At 37.7% G+C, this 25,194-nt stretch carries 22 protein-coding genes and 2 pseudogenes; 15 read left to right on the plus strand and 9 right to left on the minus strand.

Going from position 1 to position 25,194, the window contains the following annotated elements:
• Nucleotides 1-355: 355 nt before the first annotated feature.
• The gene (locus MHH71_RS17575) at nt 356-1,381 is read right to left on the minus strand and encodes a cytochrome d ubiquinol oxidase subunit II (RefSeq protein WP_018765147.1); all 1,026 of its coding nucleotides are present in this window, start codon (nt 1,379-1,381) and stop codon (nt 356-358) included.
• A complete protein-coding gene (locus MHH71_RS17580; RefSeq protein WP_033799502.1) occupies nt 1,374-2,729 on the minus strand; it encodes a cytochrome ubiquinol oxidase subunit I in 1,356 nt (451 codons plus the stop codon). Before MHH71_RS17580 ends, MHH71_RS17575 begins: the two co-directional genes overlap by 8 nt.
• 281 nt (nt 2,730-3,010) lie before the next feature.
• Between MHH71_RS17580 and MHH71_RS17585 the strand changes: the two genes are divergently transcribed.
• On the plus strand, nt 3,011-3,154 hold the full coding sequence (locus tag MHH71_RS17585; protein ID WP_003205090.1) for a hypothetical protein: 144 nt from the start codon (nt 3,011-3,013) through the stop codon (nt 3,152-3,154).
• 108 nt (nt 3,155-3,262) lie between these two features.
• Nucleotides 3,263-4,348 carry a hypothetical protein gene (locus MHH71_RS17590; RefSeq protein ID WP_006097483.1) on the plus strand — a complete coding sequence of 362 codons (1,086 nt, stop codon included), beginning with the start codon at nt 3,263-3,265 and terminating at the stop codon, nt 4,346-4,348.
• Between the two features lie 129 nt (nt 4,349-4,477).
• On the opposite strand, the pseudogene MHH71_RS17595 reads toward MHH71_RS17590, so the two are convergent.
• Both MHH71_RS17595 and MHH71_RS17600 read right to left on the minus strand, forming a co-directional pair.
• Nucleotides 4,478-4,684: pseudogene (locus tag MHH71_RS17595) on the minus strand (LysR family transcriptional regulator); the annotation flags it as partial.
• A 127-nt stretch (nt 4,685-4,811) separates the two neighbouring features.
• Nucleotides 4,812-5,981 carry an acyltransferase family protein gene (locus MHH71_RS17600; RefSeq protein ID WP_003205094.1) on the minus strand — a complete coding sequence of 390 codons (1,170 nt, stop codon included), beginning with the start codon at nt 5,979-5,981 and terminating at the stop codon, nt 4,812-4,814.
• Nucleotides 5,982-6,238: 257 nt separating this feature from the next.
• Here MHH71_RS17600 and MHH71_RS17605 point away from each other — a divergent pair, with 257 nt between their 5' ends.
• Nucleotides 6,239-6,652 (plus strand): hypothetical protein, encoded by a 414-nt coding sequence (locus MHH71_RS17605; RefSeq protein WP_340724582.1) that lies wholly within the window; start codon nt 6,239-6,241, stop codon nt 6,650-6,652.
• A gap of 177 nt (nt 6,653-6,829) precedes the next feature.
• On the opposite strand, the gene MHH71_RS17610 is transcribed toward MHH71_RS17605, so the two are convergent.
• Nucleotides 6,830-8,047 carry a dicarboxylate/amino acid:cation symporter gene (locus tag MHH71_RS17610; protein ID WP_026008517.1) on the minus strand — a complete coding sequence of 406 codons (1,218 nt, stop codon included), beginning with the start codon at nt 8,045-8,047 and terminating at the stop codon, nt 6,830-6,832.
• Nucleotides 8,048-8,279: 232 nt separating this feature from the next.
• Here MHH71_RS17610 and MHH71_RS17615 point away from each other — a divergent pair, with 232 nt between their 5' ends.
• The 10 genes from MHH71_RS17615 (at nt 8,280) to chbG (ending at nt 15,988) form a co-directional block, all read left to right on the plus strand.
• On the plus strand, nt 8,280-8,582 hold the full coding sequence (locus tag MHH71_RS17615; protein WP_006096581.1) for a PTS sugar transporter subunit IIB: 303 nt from the start codon (nt 8,280-8,282) through the stop codon (nt 8,580-8,582).
• A gap of 14 nt (nt 8,583-8,596) precedes the next feature.
• A complete protein-coding gene (gene celB / locus MHH71_RS17620; protein WP_006096580.1) occupies nt 8,597-9,898 on the plus strand; it encodes a PTS cellobiose transporter subunit IIC in 1,302 nt (433 codons plus the stop codon).
• A 9-nt stretch (nt 9,899-9,907) separates the two neighbouring features.
• Nucleotides 9,908-10,225 carry a PTS lactose/cellobiose transporter subunit IIA gene (locus tag MHH71_RS17625; protein ID WP_003202017.1) on the plus strand — a complete coding sequence of 106 codons (318 nt, stop codon included), beginning with the start codon at nt 9,908-9,910 and terminating at the stop codon, nt 10,223-10,225.
• Nucleotides 10,226-10,358: 133 nt separating this feature from the next.
• Nucleotides 10,359-10,808, plus strand: a complete 450-nt coding sequence (locus tag MHH71_RS17630) for a LytTR family DNA-binding domain-containing protein (RefSeq protein WP_006096579.1) — start codon at nt 10,359-10,361, stop codon at nt 10,806-10,808.
• A gap of 4 nt (nt 10,809-10,812) precedes the next feature.
• Nucleotides 10,813-11,226 (plus strand): DUF3021 domain-containing protein, encoded by a 414-nt coding sequence (locus MHH71_RS17635; protein WP_003202021.1) that lies wholly within the window; start codon nt 10,813-10,815, stop codon nt 11,224-11,226.
• A 541-nt stretch (nt 11,227-11,767) separates the two neighbouring features.
• The gene (locus MHH71_RS17640; RefSeq protein WP_003202024.1) at nt 11,768-12,070 is read left to right on the plus strand and encodes a PTS sugar transporter subunit IIB; all 303 of its coding nucleotides are present in this window, start codon (nt 11,768-11,770) and stop codon (nt 12,068-12,070) included.
• Between the two features lie 17 nt (nt 12,071-12,087).
• Nucleotides 12,088-13,395 carry a PTS cellobiose transporter subunit IIC gene (gene celB / locus MHH71_RS17645; RefSeq protein WP_003202026.1) on the plus strand — a complete coding sequence of 436 codons (1,308 nt, stop codon included), beginning with the start codon at nt 12,088-12,090 and terminating at the stop codon, nt 13,393-13,395.
• A gap of 181 nt (nt 13,396-13,576) precedes the next feature.
• Nucleotides 13,577-13,900, plus strand: coding sequence for a PTS lactose/cellobiose transporter subunit IIA (locus MHH71_RS17650; protein ID WP_006096577.1), 324 nt, complete (start codon nt 13,577-13,579; stop codon nt 13,898-13,900).
• Between the two features lie 3 nt (nt 13,901-13,903).
• Nucleotides 13,904-15,229 carry a 6-phospho-beta-glucosidase gene (gene celF / locus MHH71_RS17655; protein WP_006096576.1) on the plus strand — a complete coding sequence of 442 codons (1,326 nt, stop codon included), beginning with the start codon at nt 13,904-13,906 and terminating at the stop codon, nt 15,227-15,229.
• A gap of 54 nt (nt 15,230-15,283) precedes the next feature.
• Nucleotides 15,284-15,988, plus strand: a complete 705-nt coding sequence (gene chbG, locus MHH71_RS17660; protein WP_006096575.1) for a chitin disaccharide deacetylase — start codon at nt 15,284-15,286, stop codon at nt 15,986-15,988.
• A 210-nt stretch (nt 15,989-16,198) separates the two neighbouring features.
• Here chbG and MHH71_RS17665 read toward each other — a convergent pair whose 3' ends face one another.
• The gene (locus tag MHH71_RS17665) at nt 16,199-17,359 is read right to left on the minus strand and encodes a chromate transporter (protein ID WP_033799236.1); all 1,161 of its coding nucleotides are present in this window, start codon (nt 17,357-17,359) and stop codon (nt 16,199-16,201) included.
• Between the two features lie 225 nt (nt 17,360-17,584).
• On the opposite strand from MHH71_RS17665, the gene MHH71_RS17670 reads away from it, so the two are divergent.
• Complete coding sequence (locus tag MHH71_RS17670; RefSeq protein ID WP_003202035.1) at nt 17,585-18,010, plus strand: CHRD domain-containing protein; 426 nt, start codon at nt 17,585-17,587, stop codon at nt 18,008-18,010.
• A 43-nt stretch (nt 18,011-18,053) separates the two neighbouring features.
• On the opposite strand, the gene MHH71_RS17675 is transcribed toward MHH71_RS17670, so the two are convergent.
• The 3 genes from MHH71_RS17675 to MHH71_RS17685 form a co-directional block, all read right to left on the minus strand.
• Nucleotides 18,054-20,729: a sigma 54-interacting transcriptional regulator gene (locus MHH71_RS17675; protein ID WP_006096573.1), complete on the minus strand. Its 2,676-nt coding sequence runs from the start codon at nt 20,727-20,729 to the stop codon at nt 18,054-18,056.
• Between the two features lie 102 nt (nt 20,730-20,831).
• On the minus strand, nt 20,832-21,566 hold the full coding sequence (locus MHH71_RS17680) for a polysaccharide deacetylase family protein (protein WP_018781276.1): 735 nt from the start codon (nt 21,564-21,566) through the stop codon (nt 20,832-20,834).
• Between the two features lie 199 nt (nt 21,567-21,765).
• Nucleotides 21,766-22,836, minus strand: a complete 1,071-nt coding sequence (locus MHH71_RS17685; RefSeq protein WP_003202041.1) for a glycosyltransferase family 4 protein — start codon at nt 22,834-22,836, stop codon at nt 21,766-21,768.
• A 648-nt stretch (nt 22,837-23,484) separates the two neighbouring features.
• Here MHH71_RS17685 and MHH71_RS17690 point away from each other — a divergent pair.
• A pseudogene (locus MHH71_RS17690) lies at nt 23,485-24,754 on the plus strand (UDP-glucose dehydrogenase family protein).
• The last annotated feature ends 440 nt before the right edge of the window (nt 24,755-25,194 follow it).

The raw sequence follows: 25,194 nt of genomic DNA on the forward strand, positions 1-25,194 counted from the left end.
AAGGCAAATATAGATACGAGAGAGATAACTAGTGCTTTTTGATAGAGAGAAGAACCTATATAAATACAAATTGAAAAAACGATTTAAAACCTATTTTTCAGATGGGAGAGAGCGTCCGCCCGAGCATAGAAGCGGTCAGGTCCTGCCCCATGCCGAGTGAAAACAAAAGGGGAGAACGAGTGGGAATCTTCTTTTGTTTTCATAGCCGCGACTTAGTATGAAGGAAAAACAAAATGGATATATATATGGTGTTTTTGTTTGTAAAGATGTAGAAATTATTTAGGGAGTCATTATTATAAAGAGAAGCTACTCTAGACATTTTAGTAAATGTTTGGAGTAGCTTCTCTTTAAATCGTTATTTTTCTTTGAGGAACGTTCGATCCTTTAAGAATAAATTCCAGAAGAAGATAAAGCCTGGAAGCAAGATCGCGATGCCGATTGCATAGAGGATGAGCAGCGCATAGAATGTTTCTTTCGTTGTAAAGCTTGTAAAGACAGTAACGTCCGGATAAATGATATACGGTAAATGCGCGACGCCGTAAGCGTAGCTAGCAAAGGCATATTGTGCAACAACTGCTAAAACAGCGATGCGAGGCCAGCCGAGTGAATCGTATTTTTTATTTGTCCACCAAAGGGAAGAATACCCGATTACAAATAAAAGAATGGAGACTGTGAACCATGGAAACTGCTTAATTAATCCTTGCATGAGCCAATGTGTTTCTGGTTCCATAACAACCAGGGCGATAATGGCTGTAACGAGCGTCGCCGGACCAAGTACGATGGCGTTTCGTCTGTAGAGTCGATACGTATCCTCTGAGCGCTGCTCTCTTGCAAAGTCAGCTAGAAAAAGAGAGGATAGGAACAACTCTGAAGTTAACCCAAATAACATATACCAATAGATTACAGGGCTTGATAGAAGTTTCCCGTATAATAGCACTTCTTTTCCACTAGAGGTCGTAATATAAGCACCTTCTGTTACTGGCAAAACTGTAATTAATAAGGCTGGAATTAAGAGCCCTGTAATACCAGAAATAAAGCGCAAGATATGCTCATACTTCGGTACGGAATATGCAAAAACCATGAATGTGCTACGAATGGCAACGAGAACTAAAATTAATGTCACCGGTACAAACATCACTGTTGCGAGTGTAAAAGCTGCTTTCGGAAAGAAGCCAAGAAATGCGACAACGACAAAGACGAGAAATGTATTCGTTACTTCCCATGTTGGTGATAAATAACGATTGGCAAGCTTTCCGGCTAGTGTCGGGTGCTTTGCGTATACCATGCCCCAAAATCCGGCTCCAAAATCAATGGAACCTAAAATGCTGTATACGAAGATGATGGCCCATAAGATGATAATCGCAATACTTGCCTCATGCACGAGGATCTCCTCCTTGCTGCCCTAGATCATTTTTTAATGGATGTCTTCTAAAGAACGTTCGTAGTACGAAAATCGTTAAAGCGCCAAGACCGATATACAAAATGATGAATAAAATAAATAAAGGCCCGACGAAATCAGCGCGCGTAGCAGCATCCATTGTGCGCTGCATCCCATAAATCGTCCAAGGTTGACGACCGCTACAACTGAAAACCCATCCAAATTCAATGCCGAGCATCATAATCGGTCCGCACGCAGCAGTGGCCCATAGAAGCCATTTTGGTAATTCTGCTCCTTTTTTTCGATAGATAAAGTACCAATATACAAGAGCGATTGCTGCTACAGCAAAAGTGAATGCAGCTGTACCAACCATTAAATTAAAGAACGTATGGGTATAAAATGGCGGCCACGTTTCTTGTGGAAATTCATTTAACCCCTTTACAACGGTATTAGGATTAAATCCAACTAACATACTTAGCATATTTGGGATTTCGAGGGCGTAGTTCAGTTCAAGAGTTTCAGGATCGACAACTCCGCCAATGGACAAAGGAGCATGTGATGTCGTTTCAAATAAAGCTTCTGCAGATGCTAATTTTTCCGGAGAATGTTCATGCAAAGCAATTGCCGATTCATGTCCAGAAAGCCACATCGTAGCACCTGTAATAAATGTAACGACAAGGCCTAAAAATAATCCTTTTTTATGATAAGCGATTTCTCTTGCACCCAGATTTCGTCTTAATAATTTAAACCCAGCGATAGAAGCAATGACTGCCGCTCCTGTTGCATAAGCCGTAATGACAACGTGAAGGGAGCTTGTGAAAAAGCTTGGATTAAAGAATGCTTTCCACGGGTCAACGTTAAAAACAGAGCCATCAGGATTCATAGAAAAGCCTGCCGGTGTATTCATCCATGTGTTTGCTGAGGTAATTAATACGGCAGATGCAGTGGCACCAAGCATGACAAAAAAGAGTGAGATTAATCTCATAAATGGTGGTAATTTATCTGCTGCATATACATAAATGGACATAAATAAAGCTTCTAAGAAGAAGGCGAAAATCTCAATCTGAAATGGAACAGAAATCACTTGACCGACAATTTTGGCGAATCCGGGCCAAAGAAGTGAAATTTGTACACCGACGATTGTTCCAGTAGGGATTGCGACACCAAGAAGGATGGCGAAAGCCTTTGTCCACCTTTTTGCCATAACGGCGTAATCAGAATCCTTTCTCCAGTGATATAATACTTCGCTTATAAAAATCATTAAAGATAGTCCGATTCCAAGTGTTGCAAAAATGATGTGGAATGCTAGTGATGACCCAAAAAAAGCCCGTGACAATGTAACAGTATCCATAATTCTACTCCTCTTCATTTTTGCCATTATTTTCTGATCGGATTGGAAAATTTATTCAAAAAAATGCCAAAAATATATATGTATTTTAAAAAGTGGATATGATATTATGATTTTGAAATCTTCAGAAAATAAAGAGAAGAATATTTTATTTGTGTTTTAGAACAAAATCTTTTATAATGCTTATGCGAACGTTAGTTCTATCTAAGGGGTTTTATTTGTAGAAGGACAAGCTAGAGTTTAACAGAATGTGGAAGTTTACGTAAAACGGAGGGGATGTTTGTATGTATCCTGAAGTCATTAGAAAAATGGCGTTTTCGAAAGAGCATAAAGATTTGTTATTAAAGTTATATAATAAAGAAATTACACGGCGTGAATATGATCACCTTGTGCAATTATTGTATCGCCCTACAAAAGAGGCTAATTAACGTGTGTAAAGGATAGAAAAGTAAGAGACAATCTAAAGGATTGTCTTTTTAATGTTTTCGTATGCTCTACTAAGATTACGGTTAGTCTTATTATAGAGGTGAGAAAAAGTGCGGAAACGTTTGTATATATGGATTGCGTTAACTTTATTTATGGTTTTAGGTGGAATTGTTTTTTGGACTGCACTACAAGGAAATCGAACAGAATATTTTATTATGAGACATATGATGAACGAGAATGGGACGCTCGCAACATATCGCATAGCTGATTCAAAGGTAGGAACGAACGAGGCTACCGGCCGTGAAGCATTATCAGAATCATCAGGGCTATGGTTACAATATACGCTTGATATGGACGATCAATCATTGTTTGATGAACAAGTAAAGGTGATCCAAAATTATTTTATACATCCAGTCCATATTGTTTTATGGAAGATTTCTGAAACAGGAGAAAGACAGGCTGGTACGAATGCTCTCATTGATGATCTCCGCATCATCGAACAGCTATATCGTGCTTATGACATGTATAAAGAAGAGCGGTATAAGCATCTTGCGGATCAAGTGAGTGATGCTGTACTACGTTATAATAAGAAGAAGAAAATCTATGTTGACTATTATGACGCAGATAAGGGCATGCAAAATAACATATTAACGACATCTTACATAAATCCAAGTGCATTCTCTTATATGAAAAAGTACGGAAAAATTTCAGAAACGCAGTATCAGGAAGCTATTCAATTTTTAGCGGATTATCCAAGACGTGGCTGGGCATTCCCGAAAGAATACAAAGAGGATGGTACATTTACATATGAAAACCGGGTGAATCTCATTGATCAATCGTATGTTGCTTACCATCGTAGTTTAGGCGGAATTTCCTCCGAAGCATATTTAGAGTTTATTAAAAAGGTATTCCGCAAAGATGGGAAGTTATACGGTCGCTATGATTTAGAAACAGGAAAACCAGTAGTAGATTTTGAATCACCAGCAGCATATGGGCTAACGATTTTATATGTATTACAAGTAGGAGATAAAAAATTTGCCCAAGAATTGTATGAGCGCATGAGTGAATTTCGGAATGACAATGTATTCAGCAGGTTTTATGGTGGATATGTGACTGGAAAAGAGAACAACACGCATATTTTTGATAATGTGTTGCCGCTATTAGCTGAGACGGAATTGAAAATGGATAAGAAGTAAAATGAAACTTTAATCAGTGGGGAGCTTTATTCCCCACTGATTATGATCCTTCACCAATCGGGATATTACTGCCGGTTACTGCGGGATAAAAATGTCACTGAAAAGTGGCATTTTTATTTTGGAGATTTTTTAAGTACGTGGTGATGAAATGCTCGAGAAATAGTGAATAACGAATTGACGGAACTTCTGAGCTGTTGATGATAAGTAACGCCTTTTTGACCAACTTAATCCAATAGTTCGTTGGCACCTTGGTTCAATAATGCGGAGCTTGTTTGATGAAAGATTAGAATTTCGTAACAAAGTTAGGTTAGGGACAAATGCAAATTTTAATTTTATTATGTTATTTAGTTGTTGCTGGTGGAATTGCTTGGATTACAAGTCACATACAGCATAAAGAAACTTCTGCAGAGCAGGTTTCTTCCTAAAAAGAAGCTGTCCAAAAAATCTTTTTGGACAGCTTCTTTTACTTTTTACTTCTTAATAATGGCAGTAAAGGCAGGAGCGTTGGCCATTTTAATACAGGCGTGGGAGAAGGTCCTGTAATCCATGTATGGAATGGAATCGTGCTACATATAACCATTGTGATGATAGAGAATGTTGCCGTTAGAAGAAATAGTAATAGACTATATAGAATTGTATTTGCCTGTATTGTAAATAGAGATAGTAATTTCGTAATTAGCTGTAAAAAGAAAAAGTGTGCTAAATAGGCTCCGTACGTGTAGTTTCCGATAAAGCGTAATGTTTTATATAAAGCACCTCGCCGCTGTACAATCATGATAGATAGTACGTATAGTATTAAAATTTCACATACAATGTACAGAAACATGGATGGCTTTAAATAGGTAGATACAGTAAGGTGAATGGAATCTACACCATAAAAGCTAAATAGTTCATAGTTGATGAATAAGAATAGAATAAAAAACAAGATTGTTATAAGTGGTATGTGTTTCATTACAAATAAGCGCCAAGCTTGAAGTGCTACAGCAGCGATTCCTCCCATGACAAAGTAAAATGAATAGAAGAAGAAGGAACGATCTGTATAATGCAAAACAGTTGATTGAGTTAGCACTTCACCGTTAAAAATATAGTGAGAAGAATACCACATTAAGAGAAAATAAATGCTAGCGAAAGCGGCCATGTATCGGTATATATCTTGCTGATTTTGTGTTCTTTTTTTAAACCAATAAAATAAGGTGCATAATAAGGGAAACAGCAAATGGATTTGGAACATCATAATGACATACCAAAGATGAGGCGCAGCTGTTCCGAGCAATAGGCTTTTTATCCCGCTTTGCACTGTAACGACTTGGTTTGTTGTCAATAAGTACACGACGGACCAGAAGAAGTAAGGAGCAAGCAAGTGAGCTGTTTTTTCATAGATGTATTCTGTATAGACCATTTGTTTTGTGTATTGCTGAATTAAATGAAATCCAACAATGAAGATGAATGCAGGTGCTGAAAATTTTGCGAGATTAAATAGCATTCCCATAATGAGAGATTGTTCTAGTAGAATATGTCCTTGATTCATTGTATATAGTAAGGAACTTTGCAAAACAACAGCAAGGAACGCAATGCTTTGCAAAACTTTAAACTCTGGGGCGCTGTGTGTCATAGTTTCCATCTCCTTTTCCATACATGATTATAGTACGAAGGAGAGGAAAGGGCTATGGAAACTTTGTGAAAGTTATAACAAATTTGTGGGTATAGTCTGATTAATTTGTAGTTATAAAACAAACTTGTAACATCAAAGAAGAAGCTAGAGTGAATATCTAGCTTCTTCTCAATTTAAGATAATTCATACATCAATGGAATAGGATCCATGATGCATGAATATATTAACCAATTGTATTAGAGATTCTATCAGGTGGCGGCGGATTAAAAGCCGTTAAGTTGTTAGAAACTCTGTCAGGTGGTGGTGGATTAAAAGCCGTTAAGTTGTTAGAAACTCTGTCAGGTGGTGGTGGATTAAAAGCCGTTAAGTTGTTAGAAACTCTGTCAGGTGGTGGTGGATTAAAAGCCGTTAAGTTGTTAGAAACTCTGTCAGGTGGTGGCGGATTAAAAGCCGTTAAGTTGTTAGAAACTCTGTCAGGTGGTGGCGGATTAAAAGCCGTTAAGTTGTTAGAAACTCTGTCAGGTGGCGGCGGATTAAAAGCCGTTAAGTCACTAGAAACTCTATCAGGTGGTGGTGGATTAAAAGCTGTTAGATTAGTAGAAGCATTGCTAAAGCTGAAAGCAGGAAGTGCTAGCAGTGCTACGGCAGGCACTATCAAAAACTTTTTTTTCATAAAAGAACCCCCTCATTAAGTATTCTTGCTAATTATCTTACTTTTTTTTACTTTTTTCAATATTTTTACCAGTCGTTCCGTTTGATAAAAAATTAACTGAGTGTTCAGTTAATTAAATGAAAAACCTTTCTTTATTTTAAAAGAAAAGGTTTTTGTTTCTAGCAATTTTTTATTTTAAAAGAATGATAAGAACTTATTACATTACTTTATTCTTAATCCAGTTTTTACCTTCAACAAGACGAGCTGTCATTACGGCACAAGCGTTATCTCCTGTTACGTTTAACATCGTTGCTGGTGGGTCAATGATTGTACTAATAGCTGCGATAATTGGCAAAGCTTCTGGTGGGAAGCCATATAGAGAAACAATTAACATTTCACCAATCATACCGCCACCAGGAATTGCACCCATTACTGTTCCAACTAATAGGGAAACAACAAGTGCGATTGCCAATGTTTTTGGACTTGAGAATTCCATATTGAAAATCCCGAATAAGAAAGCAATTTTAATTACGCCACCTAAAACAGATCCGTCTTTATGAAGTGTAGAACCAAGAAGGACAACTGTTTCACGAACGTCAGAAGAAATGCCCATTTTTTTCGTTGCTTCTAAGTTTGCTGGAATACTCGCGGCACTACTACAAGTTGCAAGTGATGTAACTGTAGGAGAGACCATGTTTTTCCAAAAGATTTGTACACCTTGTTTGCGTCCTGCAAGGTATGCGTAGAAGGTAAAGAAGACAAAGAAGTATACAAGAGAAGCTGGATAGTATACCATTGCTGCTCGGAAATATGTTCCAAGAAGCTGTGGCCCAAATTCTCCAACTAAGGCTGCAAAGTAAGCAGCTAGTCCAATTGGAGCATAGTACATAATGAAAGAAACAACTTTCATTGAAATTTCTGCACCAGATTGTAAGAAGGTAGCGAATGGTTTTCCTTTTTCGCCAACTGCTGAAGTTGCGATTCCCATTAAAATAGAGAAGAAAATAAGAGCTAGCATATTTTCACGAGAAAGTAACTTTGAGAAATCTGATACTGTAAGGATGCCAACAATTTGATCAGCAACGCTAATGCTTTTTTCAGCCTTATCAGGTTGTGTTAACTCTAGTACAACACCTTGTGCGGGCGGGAATACTTTCACAACAATAATCATAAAAATTGCAGCGATAATACTTGTAAATAAGAAAGTTCCTGCCATGCTAGACATGATTTTTCCGAAACGTTTTAATCCATCCATATTGGCAATAGAGGAAGCAATGCTAAAGAATACAAGAGGTACAACAATCGTAAACATTAAGTTTAAGAAAATGTCACCAAGCGGTTTTAAAGCAACTGCATCGGTACCCATGAAATAACCAATGAAACCACCAATTAGGATGGAAGATAATAAAATAATTGGAAAGCGATAAGCCTTCATCATATATCTCCTCCTATTTAATGTAAAAAATCATACTGAATCATTATAGCGATTTATGAGGCAGTTTACTAGGAAAATACAGATAGATGGAATAGAGTGAAAACGGGGAAAATTTTGTTTTTATGCTCGTCATATGGAAAACAATATAGACATATACATTGGTAACCTAGTAGTGGATATGAAGAGAAATGTGGATAGGATTCCAGCTGATTAAAAGTAAGGAGGGAGTTTAATGAACATTTTACTTTGCTGTGCAGCAGGAATGTCTACTAGTTTGCTTGTAACGAAAATGGAGAAAGCGGCACAGGCAAAAGGGTTAGAAGTAAAAATTTGGGCTGTATCGGGTTCGGAAATACGGAATCATATTGACGAAGCGGATGTGCTCTTGCTTGGACCTCAAGTGCGTTATTTATTACCGAAGATGAAGGAAATGTGTGAAGAAAAAGGGATACCTGTTGATATTATTCACTCTGTACATTATGGGCTTTGTAACGGAGAAGCCGTATTAGAGGCAGCATTGTCAATGAGAGTATAAGGAGAGTGGAGTAGATGGTCCGGTTTTTAGAGAAATATGTTATGCCAGTAGCAGGGAGAATTGCGCAGCAGCGGCATTTACAAGCAATTCGTGATGGGATTATTTTAACGATGCCTTTCTTAATTATCGGTTCATTTTTTCTTATTATCAGCGCTTTACCAATACCTGGATATAACGATTTTATGGAAAGTTTATTTGGGGGGAATTGGCAGAAGGCGTTAGGGTATCCAGTTAGCGCAACATTTAATATAATGTCTTTAATAGCTACTTTTGGAATCGCTTACAGACTGGGAGAACAATATAAAGTAGATGCATTAGCAGCAGGAGCATTGTCACTTGTATCCTTTTTACTAGCAACTCCATTTCAAGTGACACATATTATACCTAGTACGAAGGAAAGTGTAGTAGTAGATGGGGTTATACCTGCTGCATTGATGGGGAGTCAAGGGCTATTCGTGGCGATGATTATAGCACTTATATCTACCGAAATTTACAGGTTTATTATCCAGAAGAAGATGATTATTAAAATGCCGGAAACGGTTCCACCAGCTGTAACACGTTCATTTACTGCACTCATTCCAGGTTTTATCGTTGTGACGGTTGTTTGGATTCTGCGCTTAATTTTGGAGCAAACCACTTTTGGTAGTATTCATAATATTGTAGGGCAGCTTCTGCAAGCTCCGCTCAGTGTACTTGGAGCAAGTCTTTTTGGCGCGGTGGCAGCGGTTATTGTTGTTCATGTGCTTTGGGCATGTGGGATTCACGGGGCCGCAATCGTAGGCGGTGTTATGAGCCCGGTTTGGTTATCATTAATGGATCAAAATCGTATTGCTTTTCAGGCGGGGCAAGATGTCCCAAACACGATAACAGCACAATTCTTTGATTTGTGGATCTACACAGGTGGATCTGGTGCAACGCTAGCACTTGTTGTAGCGATGTTATTATTTGCACGGAGTCAGCAATTAAAAAGTTTGGGTCGGCTATCAATCGCACCAGGCATTTTTAATATTAATGAAATGGTCACGTTTGGAATGCCAATTGTACTGAATCCACTTTTGCTCATTCCATTTATACTTGTTCCTGTCGTTATGACATTTGTTTCTTATTTTGCAATGGAATGGGGGCTTGTTGCTCGGCCAAGCGGTGCGGCAGTACCGTGGACTACACCAATTCTTTTTAGTGGATATTTAGGGTCGGGTGGGAAAATTTCAGGAGTTGTCTTGCAAATTGTTAACTTTATACTTGCATTTTTGATTTATTTACCGTTCTTGAAAATGTGGGATAAACAAAAAGTAGCCGAAGAAAAAGGGGAGTAGGCAATTAAGATGGATATATTAGAGACGCAAGCCTTTCATTTAATTTTACATGGGGGAAATGCGAGAAGTTGTGCGATGGAAGCCATTGATTATGCAAAGCGCGGAGAATTTCAAGAAGCGGAGGCGAAATTGCAGGAGGCCTTACAAGAACTACAAGAGGCACATCGTTTACAAACGGATTTAATACAGAGGGAAGCTGGGGGGGAAAAGACAGAGATTACACTGCTCATGGTTCATGCGCAAGATCATTTAATGAATGCGATTATGGTGAAGGAATTAGCGAGTGAATTTGTAGAGTTATATAAGAAAATGTTAGCGAAAGAATGAGACCTTGCGTATGCAAGGTTTTTTTATGTTTGAAAAAGAGTCAGTTATGACGTAAAGAATACCACTTATGTACCAATCTATTTCTTTTTTTGAAATATATGTAACAATAAGGGCGTAAGGGAGGTGGAAGGCAGTGAAAATTCACCTTGAATTAAATCCATCACAAGATGAGATAGAGATTATTGTTAAAGCAAAAGAAGTGACAGATGAAGTTCAGCAACTTTTAAAAAGGATAGAAGGGGGGAATGTGAAGCAAATTGTTGGAGTATTGAAGCAACAGTATTATTTGTTAGAGCCAAAAGATATTTATTGGTTTTATACAGAGGGGCGAAAGGTAATGGCTCAAACGATGAGAGGAAGTCTTGAAGTGAAATCTCGTTTGTATGAGTTAGAAACAAAATTACAGGGTGATCGCTTTGTACGATTTTCAAAGTCTACACTCGCAAACTTGCAACATGTAATAAACTTTGAAATGTCATTTAGCGGCAGTATGTGTGCACACTTTTCAAATGGAATGAAAGAATACGTTTCAAGAAAATATGTACCGTTTATTAAAGAAGCTTTGAATATGGGAGGAGGCTAGGAATATGGTTACTTTGTTTGATAGGATAGGTGCCAAGGTTATCGCAGGAATGGCGATGGCGATGCTTTATAGCTTATTGTTTTTAGGAATTGGTTATGTAAATGGAATGGATGTATTAGAGACAAAAACACTGCTTACTCACCTTGTAGCATCAAATATTGTAGGGCTGATTTTCTCGTTTGCTTCCTTTGTATTTGAGAAAGAAGAATGGGGCATTTTAAAGCAAACAATCATTCACTTTATCATTTTATTAGGCACATTTTTACCGACTGCAATTTGGGTTGGTTGGGTTCCAAATCATCTCGTTCCGCTTCTCATTTGCACAGGTAGCTTCATCGTTATTTACTTCATTATATGGTTTGCGATGACAATGTATTGGAAAAAGAAAATTGAGGGATTGAATAATAGCTTGAAATAAAGGAATCGAAATGAAGTAGGCCATTTAGTGAAAATCATATTGTTTTGGTGGAGTTCAATGATAAATCGAGAGGCGGTTTAATCACATTTAGTCTTGTATGAATCATAACAGTACCATCAGTGAATCCACTGATGGTACTGTTATGACTGAAAGTCCTCGTTTTTCATAGTTGACATATATGAGTTCTTTCCTCTTAATTTATCCTTTTGTATATTGAAAAATATAATTCCCATAAATTTTTTCTTATTAGAAAGAAAATGAATGTTTTTATAAAAATATTTTATTTTATGTTTTAAGCACAACTAGACAACTAAACACTAATCTATTTTCATACAGATATGTGTTACAAGCGTGTTGTTTTATAACACACTATCAATATTTTGGGTAACACACTTTTCGAAAGCGATAACACACAATGAAAACACAGAGAAAAACGTTAATTTTAGGCGGTTTAAAAAGTTGGCACGGAAGTTGCATTGATAAAAGGCGTAAAGAAAAACAAATAAACAAAAATAGTTTACATGCATAGGGGGACTAATTAATGAATATTTTACTTTGTTGTTCAGCAGGAATGTCTACAAGTTTACTAGTTACAAAAATGGAAGCAGCTGCAAAGGCTCGCGGGTTAGAAGGAAAGATTTGGGCTGTATCTGGGGATGCAGTAAAAAACAATATTGATGAAGCAGACGTATTATTACTAGGACCACAAGTTCGTTATATGCTGTCTTCGATGAAAGCGCTTGCTGATGAGAGGAACGTTGGTATCGATGTTATTAATCCAATGCACTACGGCATGATGAATGGAGAAGCAGTTTTAGATCACGCTTTAACACTTAAAAAATAATTAGGGAGGGAAAGAAAATGCAAAAGTTTATCGCATTTATGGAAAAATATATTGTTCCAGTCGCTGGTAAAATCGGGTCACAACGTCATTTAGCTGCGATTCGTGATGGGTTTATCGCGGTTATGCCACTTATCTTAGTTGGTGCATTTGCATCACTTATTAATGGTTTTCCATCCGAGGCTTTCCAAAACTTTATGAAAGGTACATTCGGAGAAGTTTGGAAAGACGTCGGCGGTGGAATGTGGACAGGGTCTTTCGCAATTTTAGCACTAATTATAGCGTTTACAACAAGTTATAACTTAGCAAAATCTTACGGTGTTGATGGATTGTCAGCGGGTATTATTTCATTTGGTGCGTTAATTATTCTTACACCAACAACGCCGAAAGAGGGCGGATTGAACTTAGCTTGGACAGGATCACAAGGCTTATTCGTAGCAATCATTGTAGCGCTTCTTGTTACTGAAGCATTCCGCTTCTTTGTACAAAGAGAAATTACTTTCAAAATGCCAGACGGAGTACCACCAGCAGTTTTAAGATCATTTGCAGCATTAGTTCCAGCGTTTGTTATTTTAACAGTAGTTGCGGGTATTCAATTAGCAGTGAAATTAGCAGGTACAAGTGTTCATGAATTTATCTTTAATACAATTCAATTACCATTACAAGGTTTAGCAGGTACATTACCAAGTGCGATTGTAATTGTAATTCTTGTTCACGTTCTTTGGTTCTTTGGTTTACATGGTCCAAACATTGTTGGTGGGATTATCGAGCCATTATACTTACCGGCATTAGAAAAAAACATCAAGATGTTCCAAGATGGCGTGTCTTCATTTGATGTGCCAAACATTATTACAAAACCATTCTTTGATACCTTCGTATATCTTGGTGGTTCTGGTGCAACATTAGCATTCTTAGTGGTTGTATTAATTGTGGCAAGAAGTGCGCAATTGCGCGGGGTATCCCGATTATCAATTGGACCTGGTGCGTTTAACATTAACGAACCAGTAATCTTTGGTACACCAATTATTTTAAACCCAATTTTATTCGTTCCGTTTATTGTGACACCAGTTGTATTAGTAATTACTTCTTACATGGCTATATCTCTTGGATTTGTTCCAAAAACAGTTGCGATGATTCCATGGGCAACACCACCCATCATTAGTGGTTACCTTGTAACAGGCGGACACATTTCCGGTGCAATTCTACAGTTATTCAACTTTGTAATTGCGATGGTTATTTATTATCCATTCGTTGTATTATGTGACCGTTCTATTGTTAAAACTGAAAAAGCAGCGGCACAAGGAAATAATCAATCTGTACCTATGTAATACATGATTGTTCTCACGGGTGAAACGAGCTCGTGAGAACAATAACTTTATATCTTGTTCAGAAAGATGGCACACATCTAGAAGAACACCAAAACCAATTTAAGAAAATAATATTTTCATAGACACGTTCAAACTGAAGGGGTATTTTAATCGGTTGAACTATATAGAGAGGGCGGTATTTATGATGACTACAGCAGAACAAATCCCATTCCAATTAATTTTACACAGCGGTAACGCAAGAAGCTATGCGATGGAAGCACTGCAATATGCAAAACAGGGGAAATTAGGGGAAGCAGATGAAGCGATGGCAAAAGCGAAAGAAGCGATTAATGAAGCACATCATTTCCAAACAGAACTCATACAATCAGAAGCAAGAGGAGAAAAAAAAGAGATTAGTGTTCTTTTAATTCATGCACAAGATCATTTAATGAATTCAATGACTGTGAAAGAATTAGCAGCGGAATTTATCGACCTTTATAAAAAGCTTGATACGAAAGGGGAGTAAGATATGAGCGGAATTAAAATTGCTACAATCGGTGGTGGCTCTAGTTATACACCGGAGTTAATTGAAGGGTTTATTAAGCGTTATGATGAGCTTCCTGTTCGTGAAATTTGGTTAGTAGATATTGAAGCGGGAAAAGAGAAGTTAGAAATCGTTGGTAACTTAGCAAAACGTATGGTGAAAAAAGCAGGTTTACCAATTGATATTCACTTAACACTTGATCGCCGCGCAGCATTAAAAGATGCTAACTTTGTAACAACGCAGCTTCGCGTTGGTTTATTAGAAGCGCGCGCGAAAGATGAAGCAATTCCATTAAAATATGACGTAATCGGTCAGGAAACGAATGGTCCGGGTGGTTTATTCAAAGCGTTAAGAACGATTCCTGTTATTTTGGATATTTGTAAAGACATGGAAGAGCTTTGTCCGAATGCTTGGCTGATTAACTTTGCAAATCCAGCTGGTATGGTAACAGAGGCTGTACTTCGTTATACAAGTATCAAAAAAGTAGTTGGATTATGTAACGTTCCAATTGGTATTCGTATGGGACTTGCAAAGATTCTTGAAGTAGATGCGAGCCGTGTTCATGTTGACTTTGCTGGTTTAAATCACATGGTCTACGGATTAGATGTGTATTTAGATGGAGTAAGTGTGATGGACCGAGTGCTAGAACTTGTAACAGATCCGGAAAAGCAAATTACGATGGAAAACATCGCTGCACTTGATTGGGAGCCAAATTTCATTCGCGGACTTCGTGCAATTCCATGTCCATACCATCGCTACTACTATAAAACACGTGAAATGCTAGAAGAAGAAAAACAAGCTTCTATTGAAAAAGGGACACGTGCAGAAGTGGTGAAAAAATTAGAAGATGACTTATTCGAGTTATATAAAGACCCGAATTTAGATAGTAAGCCACCACAATTAGAAAAGCGCGGCGGAGCTTACTACAGTGATGCAGCATGTAGTTTAATTACGTCTATTTATAATAATAAAGGTGATATCCAACCTGTTAATACAAGAAACAATGGTGCAATTGCAAGCTTGCCACATGATTCTGCTGTTGAAGTAAACTGTATCATTACGAAGGATGGTCCAAAGCCGATTGCAGTAGGTGATTTACCGGTTCCTGTTCGCGGTTTAGTTCAGCAAATTAAATCATTTGAGCGCACGTCAATTGAAGCTGCTGTTACAGGGGATTATCATAAAGCGCTGCTTGCTATGACAATTAATCCACTTGTACCATCAGATAAAGTAGCAAAACAAATTTTAGATGAAATGTTGGAAGCACATAAAGAATATCTTCCGCAGTTCTTCAAAAAAGTAGAAAAGTAAAAAGCGGCGCTGACTCAGCCTGCTTTTTTTCATTTTGCAGGAGGGAAAAAATCTATGATTCGATTAATTGTAAATGCAGATGATTTTGGTCTTACAGAAGGTACAAATTACGGCATTATTGAAGGACATGTAAACGGGATTGTGAATTCTACGACGATGATGATGAACATGCCAGGGACGGAGCATGCAGTATGCTTAGCAAAAGAATATAAGGCATTAGGAGTAGGGGTGCATCTCGTCTTAACTGCGGGAAAACCTCTTCTTACAGATGTTCCGTCTCTTGTAGGTGAAGATGGATTGTTTCATAAGCAAAGTGTAGTAAGAGAAGGAAACATAAACCCTGAAGAGGTTAAAGGAGAGTGGACTGCTCAAATTGAGAAGTTTTTATCATATGGATTAAAACCAACACATTTAGATAGCCACCATCATGTACATGCATTGCCTATTTTGCACGATGTTCTGGAGCGATTAGCAGAAAAATATAACGTGCCAATTCGTCGCTGTGCACAAGAGCGAGCGGTACGACCATTTTCTGATGTGTTTTATAGTGACTTCTATAGCGATGGTGTGCAGGAGGATTATTTCGTTAAGCTAAAAGGGCGTGTGCAGGACGGAAAAACAGTAGAGGTTATGGTGCACCCTGCTTACATTGACCCAGAGCTTGTGAAGCGTTCTTCTTATGTAATGGATCGTGTGAAGGAGCTACGAATTTTAATGGAAAGTGTTTTACCAGAAGGGATAGAACTAGTGAGATTTTAATATATATGACGACATAAAACCTTTCTTTTTGGATGGGAGAGAGGATCCGGCCATGCATAGAAGTGGTCAGATCCTTTTTTAGCCCCATGCCAAGTGAAAACCAAGAGAGAAAATGAGTACAGGTCACTTTTTGATTTCCATGGCCGCGATTTAGACGTTTGAAAATCTATAGTAGAAAAGACGGTTTAGTAAGACCGTCTTTTTGTATGGCTAGATAATAGAAAGAATATAACCGCTTAAAGCACCAAGAACAACAACGATCCATGGAGGTGCTTTCCAAAATGCTAATAGACAAAATAAGAGAGAAGCGATAACAAAATCAGTTTTATTCATGATTGTGCTTGTCCAAATAGGGTCATAAAAAGCAGCTAGTAAAATACCGACGACGGCGGCATTAATGCCAAGGAGTGCCCCTTGTACATAAGACAAGCGTCTCACTTGATCCCAAAATGGTAATACACCAATGACAAGTAAGAATGCCGGGAGAAAGATAGCGATTGTCGCAATAGTAGCTCCTAGTGCCCCGTCTAGTACCGTTCCTATGTAAGATGCAAATGTAAAAAGAGGACCTGGAATTGCTTGTGTTAAGCCGTATCCTGCTAGAAACTGTTCTTTTGTCATCATGCCATTTAATACAAATTCATTTTCAAGAAGGGGAAGAACGACATGTCCTCCGCCAAACACGAGTGAGCCAGAGCGATAGAAACTATCAAACATGGTAATCCAGTGCGAAAATGGTCGTAATAGTGGTAACAAGAATAATAAGCTAAAGAATAGTAAGAGACAAAGGACAGCTGTTATACGTGAAACAGGAATATGTGTTTTGCTAGCAGATGGGATTTCATGCTTACGATATAAGACCCAACCGAGAAGACCAGCAAGTAGAATAAGCGTAACTTGTGTCCAAGCGTTTGGAAATAATAACGCAATTGCAGCAGTAATAATTGCAATTGTTGCTCGGTTACGGTCCGGTGTTAATTTCTGTGCCATTCCCCATATTGCATGTGCGACAATCGTTACTGCTACAAGTTTTAATCCATGAATCCAGCCAGCTTCCACCACATGAAATTGCTGGAGTAGTGAAGCGAAAAAAACAAGAACGAGAACTGACGGGAGTGTAAAGCCAATCCAAGCGACTACAGCTCCAAGGAGCCCGCCTCGTGATAAACCGATGCCAATTCCAACTTGGCTGCTTGCAGGACCGGGTAGAAATTGACAGAGTGCCACTAAATCCCCATAGCCCCGCTCATCCATCCATTTTCGTTTTTGTACATATTCGTGATGAAAGTACCCAAGATGAGCCACGGGTCCTCCAAAAGAAGTAAGGCCTAACTTGAGTGATACGAGAAAGATTTCTATTATTGTTTTCAAGAAGAACCTCCTAAAGAAATTTTAAATCTACGAGCATTATATAGTAAGCAGTGTGCTGTCAGGAATGATTGTTATGTAATATTTTTGTAAATATTTCTTGAGTAGAATAACCATCATGAAAAAGCATTTCTGAAAGAGTCATAATTAATCGTGTCCCGGCAATAAATTAGTTAAAGAGATACCAGCTATTCAAATTGAAATTTATATAAGGAGAATGTTGCTAGTATGACAAAACATTTTGTTGCTAAGCTGAAAGGCGGTAATGAATTACCTCCTGTAAAATCGAAAGCCTATGGGGTCGCGGAGCTTATTTTTAATAGCGACTTTACGAAACTACATTATAGGGTGATATTGAAAAATATTGAGAAGGTAACATCTTGTCAAATTCATTTAGGGAAAGGGAATCAGACCGGGCCAGTAGTTGTGTTTTTATATGGACCTGTGAAGCACGGAATTAGCGTAAATGAAGGAACGATAACGGGTGTGGTGTCCACTGAAGATTTAGAGGGACCTTTGCAAGGGAAGACGTTTGAAAATCTTGTGCAGGCAATTGATGAAGCGAATGCATATGTAAATGTTCATACAAAAGCACATGCAAGCGGAGAAATTCGTGGGAAGGTAAAAGAATATATCAGGTCCATGAGCCGGTAAATAAACATGCCCATGAATTTTGAAGTTCATGGGCATGTTTACGTTACTCTTTTTTTTCTGGTTGATTCTTTATGAAGAAGTCCATTACATAAAAAACTTCATCATCTGGAATTTGTATTTCAAATGTATTTTCAATTGGTTGCAATGCTTTTTTTACTTTCATATACATCCAATAATCATCTTGTCTACGTGCTTCTTTATCAGGATAAGGGAGGAGCTTTTCTCCCTTTTGTAGCCGGTCAATCATACAGCTCATATGCAAAATAACTCCCATTAAACTATCGGGGTTTAACTGTAAGGAGATGAGCTCTTGAATTGTATTGAGCGCGTACCGTATTGTTTTAATCATCAGTGCCCCATCATCGCGCTGCATTTGTTGTCCGAGAATATCAGCCATTTTTGCATATGTTTCTTCATAGGTAATTAATTCTTGAATCGGTTGAATGGCTTTGTAGTTTACAATATCTTGGAAATGATAAGTTAAACATGGTACTTGTACATCAAAGTTTGTCACAATACAAATCATATTGCGTTCTTTCTTTATATTTTCGATCATTTTTGTTAAATCTTTTTCATGAACGATACTAATCGGAATAATTTCTATTAAATCTTTATCGAATCGTAAATAGTTTTCAAGCATTTTTTGAATGGCCATTGCGCTTCCTTCTCCTGTTAAACAAGCTGTTAAAATGACTGATTTCATTGGAGCGAGTGGCTTTTTCTTTTCTTCTTGTACATTAAGGTAAAACGGTGTTAAGTTTTTCACGGTTTCGTATAATGCATCTAATGAGTACCCGAGTTGAGCTTTTCTTGCTGCTTCTAATGCGTGCGGCGTACTTGTCATCGAAAGAACGCGTACAGGGATATGAAATTCTGTCTCTAATATATCTCCGATATAGGCGAGTGAACCCATATCGACAAGTAAGAGAAGACCATTTATATGTCCCAGTGTTTTCATGTACACTTTTACTCGTTCTAAGAAATCTTTCGGTGATTCATGAAGCGGCATATCAATTCCTGTTACTTCATCAATACCGAGGAGTTCATTCGCGACATTTGCCATTTCTGTTGCGATACCATTGCCGTGGGCTAAAATTAATACTTTTACTTCTGTTTGGGAAGCAGGAATGGGATCAACAACGAAAAACATCGTTAAGAATCCAGCTTCATCAATTGGCATCGTTACTTGTAATTCTTCTTCTAATAGTTGAATACATTGCATGGCAACTGAGAAAGCTTCTTTATATTTCGTACGAATTTGATTCAGCTGCGGATGATGAATTTGTTTCCCGCCCTGCAGTCGTTGTAAAGTTGTCTGTACATGTAAGTTTAAAGCAAGAAAGACTTTTTCATCAAATGTCTTAGCTAAATGTTTTTCGGCTAGTTCAGCGATTTTTTCGCATACAGAAACAATATTGCGATCGACAATTTTAAAGACATTTTCATGACTTGTCTTTTGTGACATTTGATTAAAATACTGAACGAAAAAGCTTTGGAGATCATTGTCTATTAGTAATTCTAATTCTTCTTCTTCAATACCGCGTGCTTGTAATTCTTCATATTTATGATCAATGTAATCATAAATGGAAGAACGTGAATCTTCTGTTTTATGTTTGCTCCATCCTTCGTCACTCGTAAATACAAATGTTTCGTTTGGCACTTGATACAGATGACGGCTTTTTCTTTCAATAAACAAGCCTTCCTTCATGTACCATGGCAAGTCAGCACTTGAAACGCGGACATGATCTCTTTTCTTTGTTACGAAATCAGAATAGGCTTTCGCACAGGCAATTTGTACATCGGTTTTTAATTGTCCGATATTGTTTGGACATTGATAAAAGACGAAAGCACGCATTGCGTTCGGACTGACATGAATTTTTTTTCGCAGACGAATTGCTTCATTTGTAAAAAAGAGCTGCAAGAGGGCGAAGCGTTCCTGATGCGTTCGCTCACGAAGTGGTGGAAGCGTTACGGTCATCGGAATCCGTCTTGTAAAGGTTTTGAGTAAAAAAGAGTTTGGTTCTTCTGTTGTTGCAGTAATAATTAATACGCGTGCTCGGCGCTCGTTCTCTGTTTCTCCAAGGCGACGATACACACCGCGGTCAATAAATGTGAATAACATTTCTTGACCTTCTGGCGGGAGGCGGTGCACCTCATCCAGGAAGAGAATTCCTTCGTGGGCTTTTTCGATTAACCCTTTTTGGTCACTTGCACCAGTGTAAGCCCCCTTTTTTATCCCGAAAAGTTGTCCAAGCAGGAGCTGTGGATTATTCGCGTAATCCGCACAGTTAAAAACGATAAACGGTGCATCTTTTGGGAGCTGATTTACTTCAATTGCATACTCGTGCATTAAAGAGGCAAACATAGATTTCCCGACACCCGTTTCTCCAAGTAGTAATGTATGCATACCATTTGGAGGATAGAGTACAGCAGCCTTTGCTTTTTCAATCGCAATTTTGAGGCTTGTGTTTTTTCTTGCAAAGGCATCGAGTGAAGTATTATTTTGTGAATGCGTTTCCACGTGGGAGTTGGCTCCTAAATAGAAACGGACAGGGCGTGTTCCCGTTTTGGATAAACGACCATCTTTCACAAGTTTATTTAAATCGCTGCTTACATTTGCACGGTCTAGTTGTAGAAGTGTAGCGAGTTCAGATGCTGTTACACCTTCTGAGTAATTCCCTTTTTGCATTGCATTATAAATGAGGTCCATTCGTTTCATTTTTCTTCACCTCGAAACTTCGTCACTATTTAAAATTTTACACAAAAATGGGAAGTGTGGGAAGAGAAAAAGAATAAACAGCTCTAGTATATACTAAAGCTGTTACAATCTTGCGTCCTTCCAGAAATTCACTTCTGAATGAGAGGAAGGATTATAGGGAAGAAGTGTGTATCCTTTCGCCTTAAGGTAGTCAATTACCTTTGGAAGAATTTTCACTGTAACGCTAGAATCATGCATTAAAATAACTTCAACTTGTTCGTCGCTTTGGTTCATAACACGCTCTAATATAGCAGAAGGATTATGATAACTTTTCCAGTCATATGTATCGATTGTCCAATCCCACATTTTGTACTGAGCGGAAACAAGTGCATCACGATAATTCTTTTTTAAATAAGGCATACTACCATATGGAACGCGAACAAGGTGTGTATCTAAATTTGCTATATGGCGGACAATAGAGCGGGCCTGCTCCATTTCGGTAATTAAAACGGATGGATCACCAGTATATAAACGCTTTACGTCATGAGACATGCTGTGAAGACCGATATAATGACCTTCTTGTATGAAACGTTTCATTGTTTGTGGATAATGTGAAGCCTTGCCACCAATTACAAAGAAGGTTGCCTTTCCCTGCTTTTGCTTTAAGATGTTTAAAATTTGTGATGTGTATTTGTTTGGCCCATCATCAAATGTTAAGTATGCAATTTTAGGCGGAAGGGCCGCGTTCTGAATCGTAGATTGATGTGTAAGTGGGGAGTTAGCGGCTGCTTCAGTATAAGATACCGAACATGTAGTAATACTTAAAAATATAATAATACATTGAAACATTTGCTTCATCAAAATACTCACCCTCAGTCTAACAGTCATGGAGAAGGAGTTAAGATTGTAGTCTCATTATCCTCTTTACATGTATATCTTTCTCCAATAGAAGAACTCTCAAACAAACTATATTTTGGAAATAAAAAATAGCACTCTTTCTTCTTAAGAAAGAGTGCTATTTGAATATTTTACACTAATAAAGGCTATACTACAGTTATTATTCGCGTTTTTTTACTTTTTTATAGAAGGAAATAATTGGTTTGTAACGTTCGTGCACAAGACCAATTACTTCTGCTACGATTTCAGTAAAGAAGATTAAAGCGAACAGAAGGATAATGGATAACCACAATGTTGCGCTAGTGAAAATAATTGCATTTACGCTAAAGAAAATACCAAATGCGTAAATGATAAGTACCGTCGTACGATGAGAAAAGCCCATTGCCAATAGACGATGATGTAAATGCGATTTATCTGGTGCAGAAATTGGTTTTTTATTCACAATTCGTCTGATAATTGCAAATGTGGTATCAAAGATAGGTACACCTAAAATGATAATAGGAACAAGGAAACTGAATAACGTTACACTTTTGTATAATCCCAGTAACGATATAACAGAAATACAATATCCTAAAAATAATGCACCTGTGTCTCCCATGAAAATTTTTGCTGGATGGAAGTTATAGAATAAAAATCCAAGTGTACTTGCAAGTGCAATGAGTGCTAGTGGCAGAATAATAACAGCACCAGTACCCATAGGGCTAGTAAAGGCCATATATGCTAATGTTGCAAGGACGATAGATGAAATCCCAGCGGATAATCCATCTAATCCATCAATTAAGTTAATGGCATTTGTAATACCTACAATCCAAAATACTGTAATTGGATATGCAAGGATACCAAGTTCAGTATCTCCTAAGATTGGAATATACAACACCTGTACTAATAATCCACTTTTTACAATAAGTACGGCAACTAACAGTTGTCCACCGAACTTTACCTTTGCTGATAATTCGTACATATCATCTAAAATACCGATGATGATAATGATAACAGCACCTATAGTAATCGACATCATTCTTTGTTCATATAATCCACTAACAAAGAACCCAACGGCTACACCAATGAAAATTGCCAGTCCACCTAGACGAGGCATAATTTTTTGGTGTACTTTACGTGCGTTTGGCTTATCAGTTGCTCCAATCTTAAATGCTAATTTGATAACGAAAGGAGTAACAACTAATACGGTAATGAAAGATGCCAAAACAGCATAAATCACTTGTGAGTCCATTAATACCCCACCTTTTATATTTTAACGTAATTTTTGAACAAGTTATCTGAAAATTATGATGATTGTTTGCAGGCTCATAACATATGGTATCACAAAAAGATTAGAATTCAATCTTTTTTTCTATTCACTGTAATTGGAAATAGATAAAATATATGACAAGTTTATAATAAATACGATGCCGCACAAGAAGGTTATAATATATCTTATCATTAACTTGTATTGCATAGTTTTTAAATTGTGGTACAGATTTATGACATTTACATATAAGTCTGTTCCTAGTAGGGATGGTAGGATGTGACCGATTCTCTTTACTATAAGTGTTGCACGTTAAAATACGTACGTTTCGCGTTAAAATATGGAAATATAAAATGAGCCAGTAATAAAGCGGTTTGTAAAGAAAAATGTCCAATTGGAGGGCGTTATTTTACAAAATCTTAAAAAAGGAAAGGGCAGGTGTCTCATATAATAGGGAGTGAGGGCTTGCATGCTATCCTATCTCATTTTTATATATTTAAAAGCAACAACTTCATGTCTTAGTATGGGAAAAAGAGTGCCTTAAAGACATCGACATATATTCAGTTTTAGTATGAAAGGGGGAAGCCCAGAATATCTAAACTATAATCTTAGGTATTCTGGGCGGAACATCTAATGAAAATTACGGTGATAGGTACTGGATATGTAGGATTAATTACTGGAGTAGGATTAGCCACATTAGGTCATTCGGTTACTTGTTTTGATATAAATCAAGGGAAAATAGCGAAAATGAAGCAAGGGGAAATGCCAATTTATGAACTTGGTCTGGGGCAATTAGTAGATGCAGCAGTCCAAGAAAAACGATTAGCATTTACATCAAGTCAAACAGAGGCATTTAAACATTCAGATTTCATATTTGTAGCAGTAGGAACACCATCTTTACCGGATGGAACGGCAGATTTAACATATATTCGTAATAGTTGTTATGAAATTGGTATGTGTGCCAATTCAGATATAATTGTGGTTACAAAAAGTACGGTTCCTGTAGGTACGAACGATCAAATGAAAGAATGGATTCAGGAGAAGCTACAAGGGCGGCATATGATACATATGGTATCGAATCGTCATAGGAGCGGAAACAGAAGAAATCGCGCAGAAGGTAGAGAGGCTATACAGTAAGCTGTTAATTGAAACGTTTGTTACAGATATCCGCAGTGCGGAGATGATTAAATATGCTTCAAATGCTTTTTTGGCTACGAAAATTAGCTTCATAAATGAAATTTCTAATATATGTGAGAAAGTGGGCGCAGATGTGTTAGAAGTAGCAGGTGGCATGGGAATAGATCGGCGAATCGGTCCCCATTTTTTACAGGCAGGTATCGGTTATGGGGGTTCATGTTTCCCAAAAGATACAAATGCTCTCGTTCAAATTGCAGGTAATGTTGCGCATGATTTTAGATTGTTAAAAGCAGTAATTGAAGTGAATAACAAACAACAGATGTTGCTTGTTCGGAAAGCTAGAAGCGTAATGGATATGAGGGGAAAGCAGGTTGCGGTGTTAGGAGCAGCCTTTAAGCCGAATACAGATGATATTAGGGAAGCGCCGTCTCTTCTTATTATAAAAGAGTTATTAGAGATGGGAGCAAATGTAATTGTATACGACCCGCAAGCTATTTTGCATGTGCAGCAGTTGTTTGGAGAAGAAATAAAATATACAACTGATTTAGATGAGGCAATCACAGAAGTGGACGCGGCGTTTATTGTAACCGATTGGGAATGCATATGAACGTATCCATTAGAAAGGTATGTGCAACTTATGGGTGAACCTATTTTATTTGATGGGAGAAATTGTTATACTGGGAAAGATGTTGAGAAACATAGAATGGATTACTATTCCGTTGGCAGAAAGAGCATTCGTAATAGGAAAGTTTCTACCGTCTGTTAAGAACGCTTTTTTTGTCCTTTTATCTTCTCAATATATAATGGTGAGTGTAACAATACTATATAAATCCATGTTGATTAGCTGGCATATAAGTTGCGGTTATGAAAACAAAAGGCGATCTCCACTCGTTTTCTCCGTTTGTTTTCACATGGTATGGGGGCTAAAGGGTCTGACCGCTTCTATGCTTAGCTGGACGCTCTCTTCCACCTAAAAGAGAAGATTTTATGTTAGTTTTTCAATTTGTATTTATATAAATCCATGTTGATTAGCTGGTATATAAGTTGCGGCTATGAAAATAAAAGGAGATTTCCACTCGTTTTCTCCGTTTGTTTTCACATGGCATGGGAGCTAATGGATCTGATTGCTTCTATGCATAGCCGGACGCTCTTTCCCACTCAAAAGGGGAGGTTTTATGTTAGTTTTTCATATATCGTAACTAGTGA

The organism is Bacillus sp. FSL H8-0534, assembly GCF_038005885.1.
Taxonomy (GTDB): Bacteria; Bacillota; Bacilli; order Bacillales; family Bacillaceae_G; genus Bacillus_A; species Bacillus_A pseudomycoides.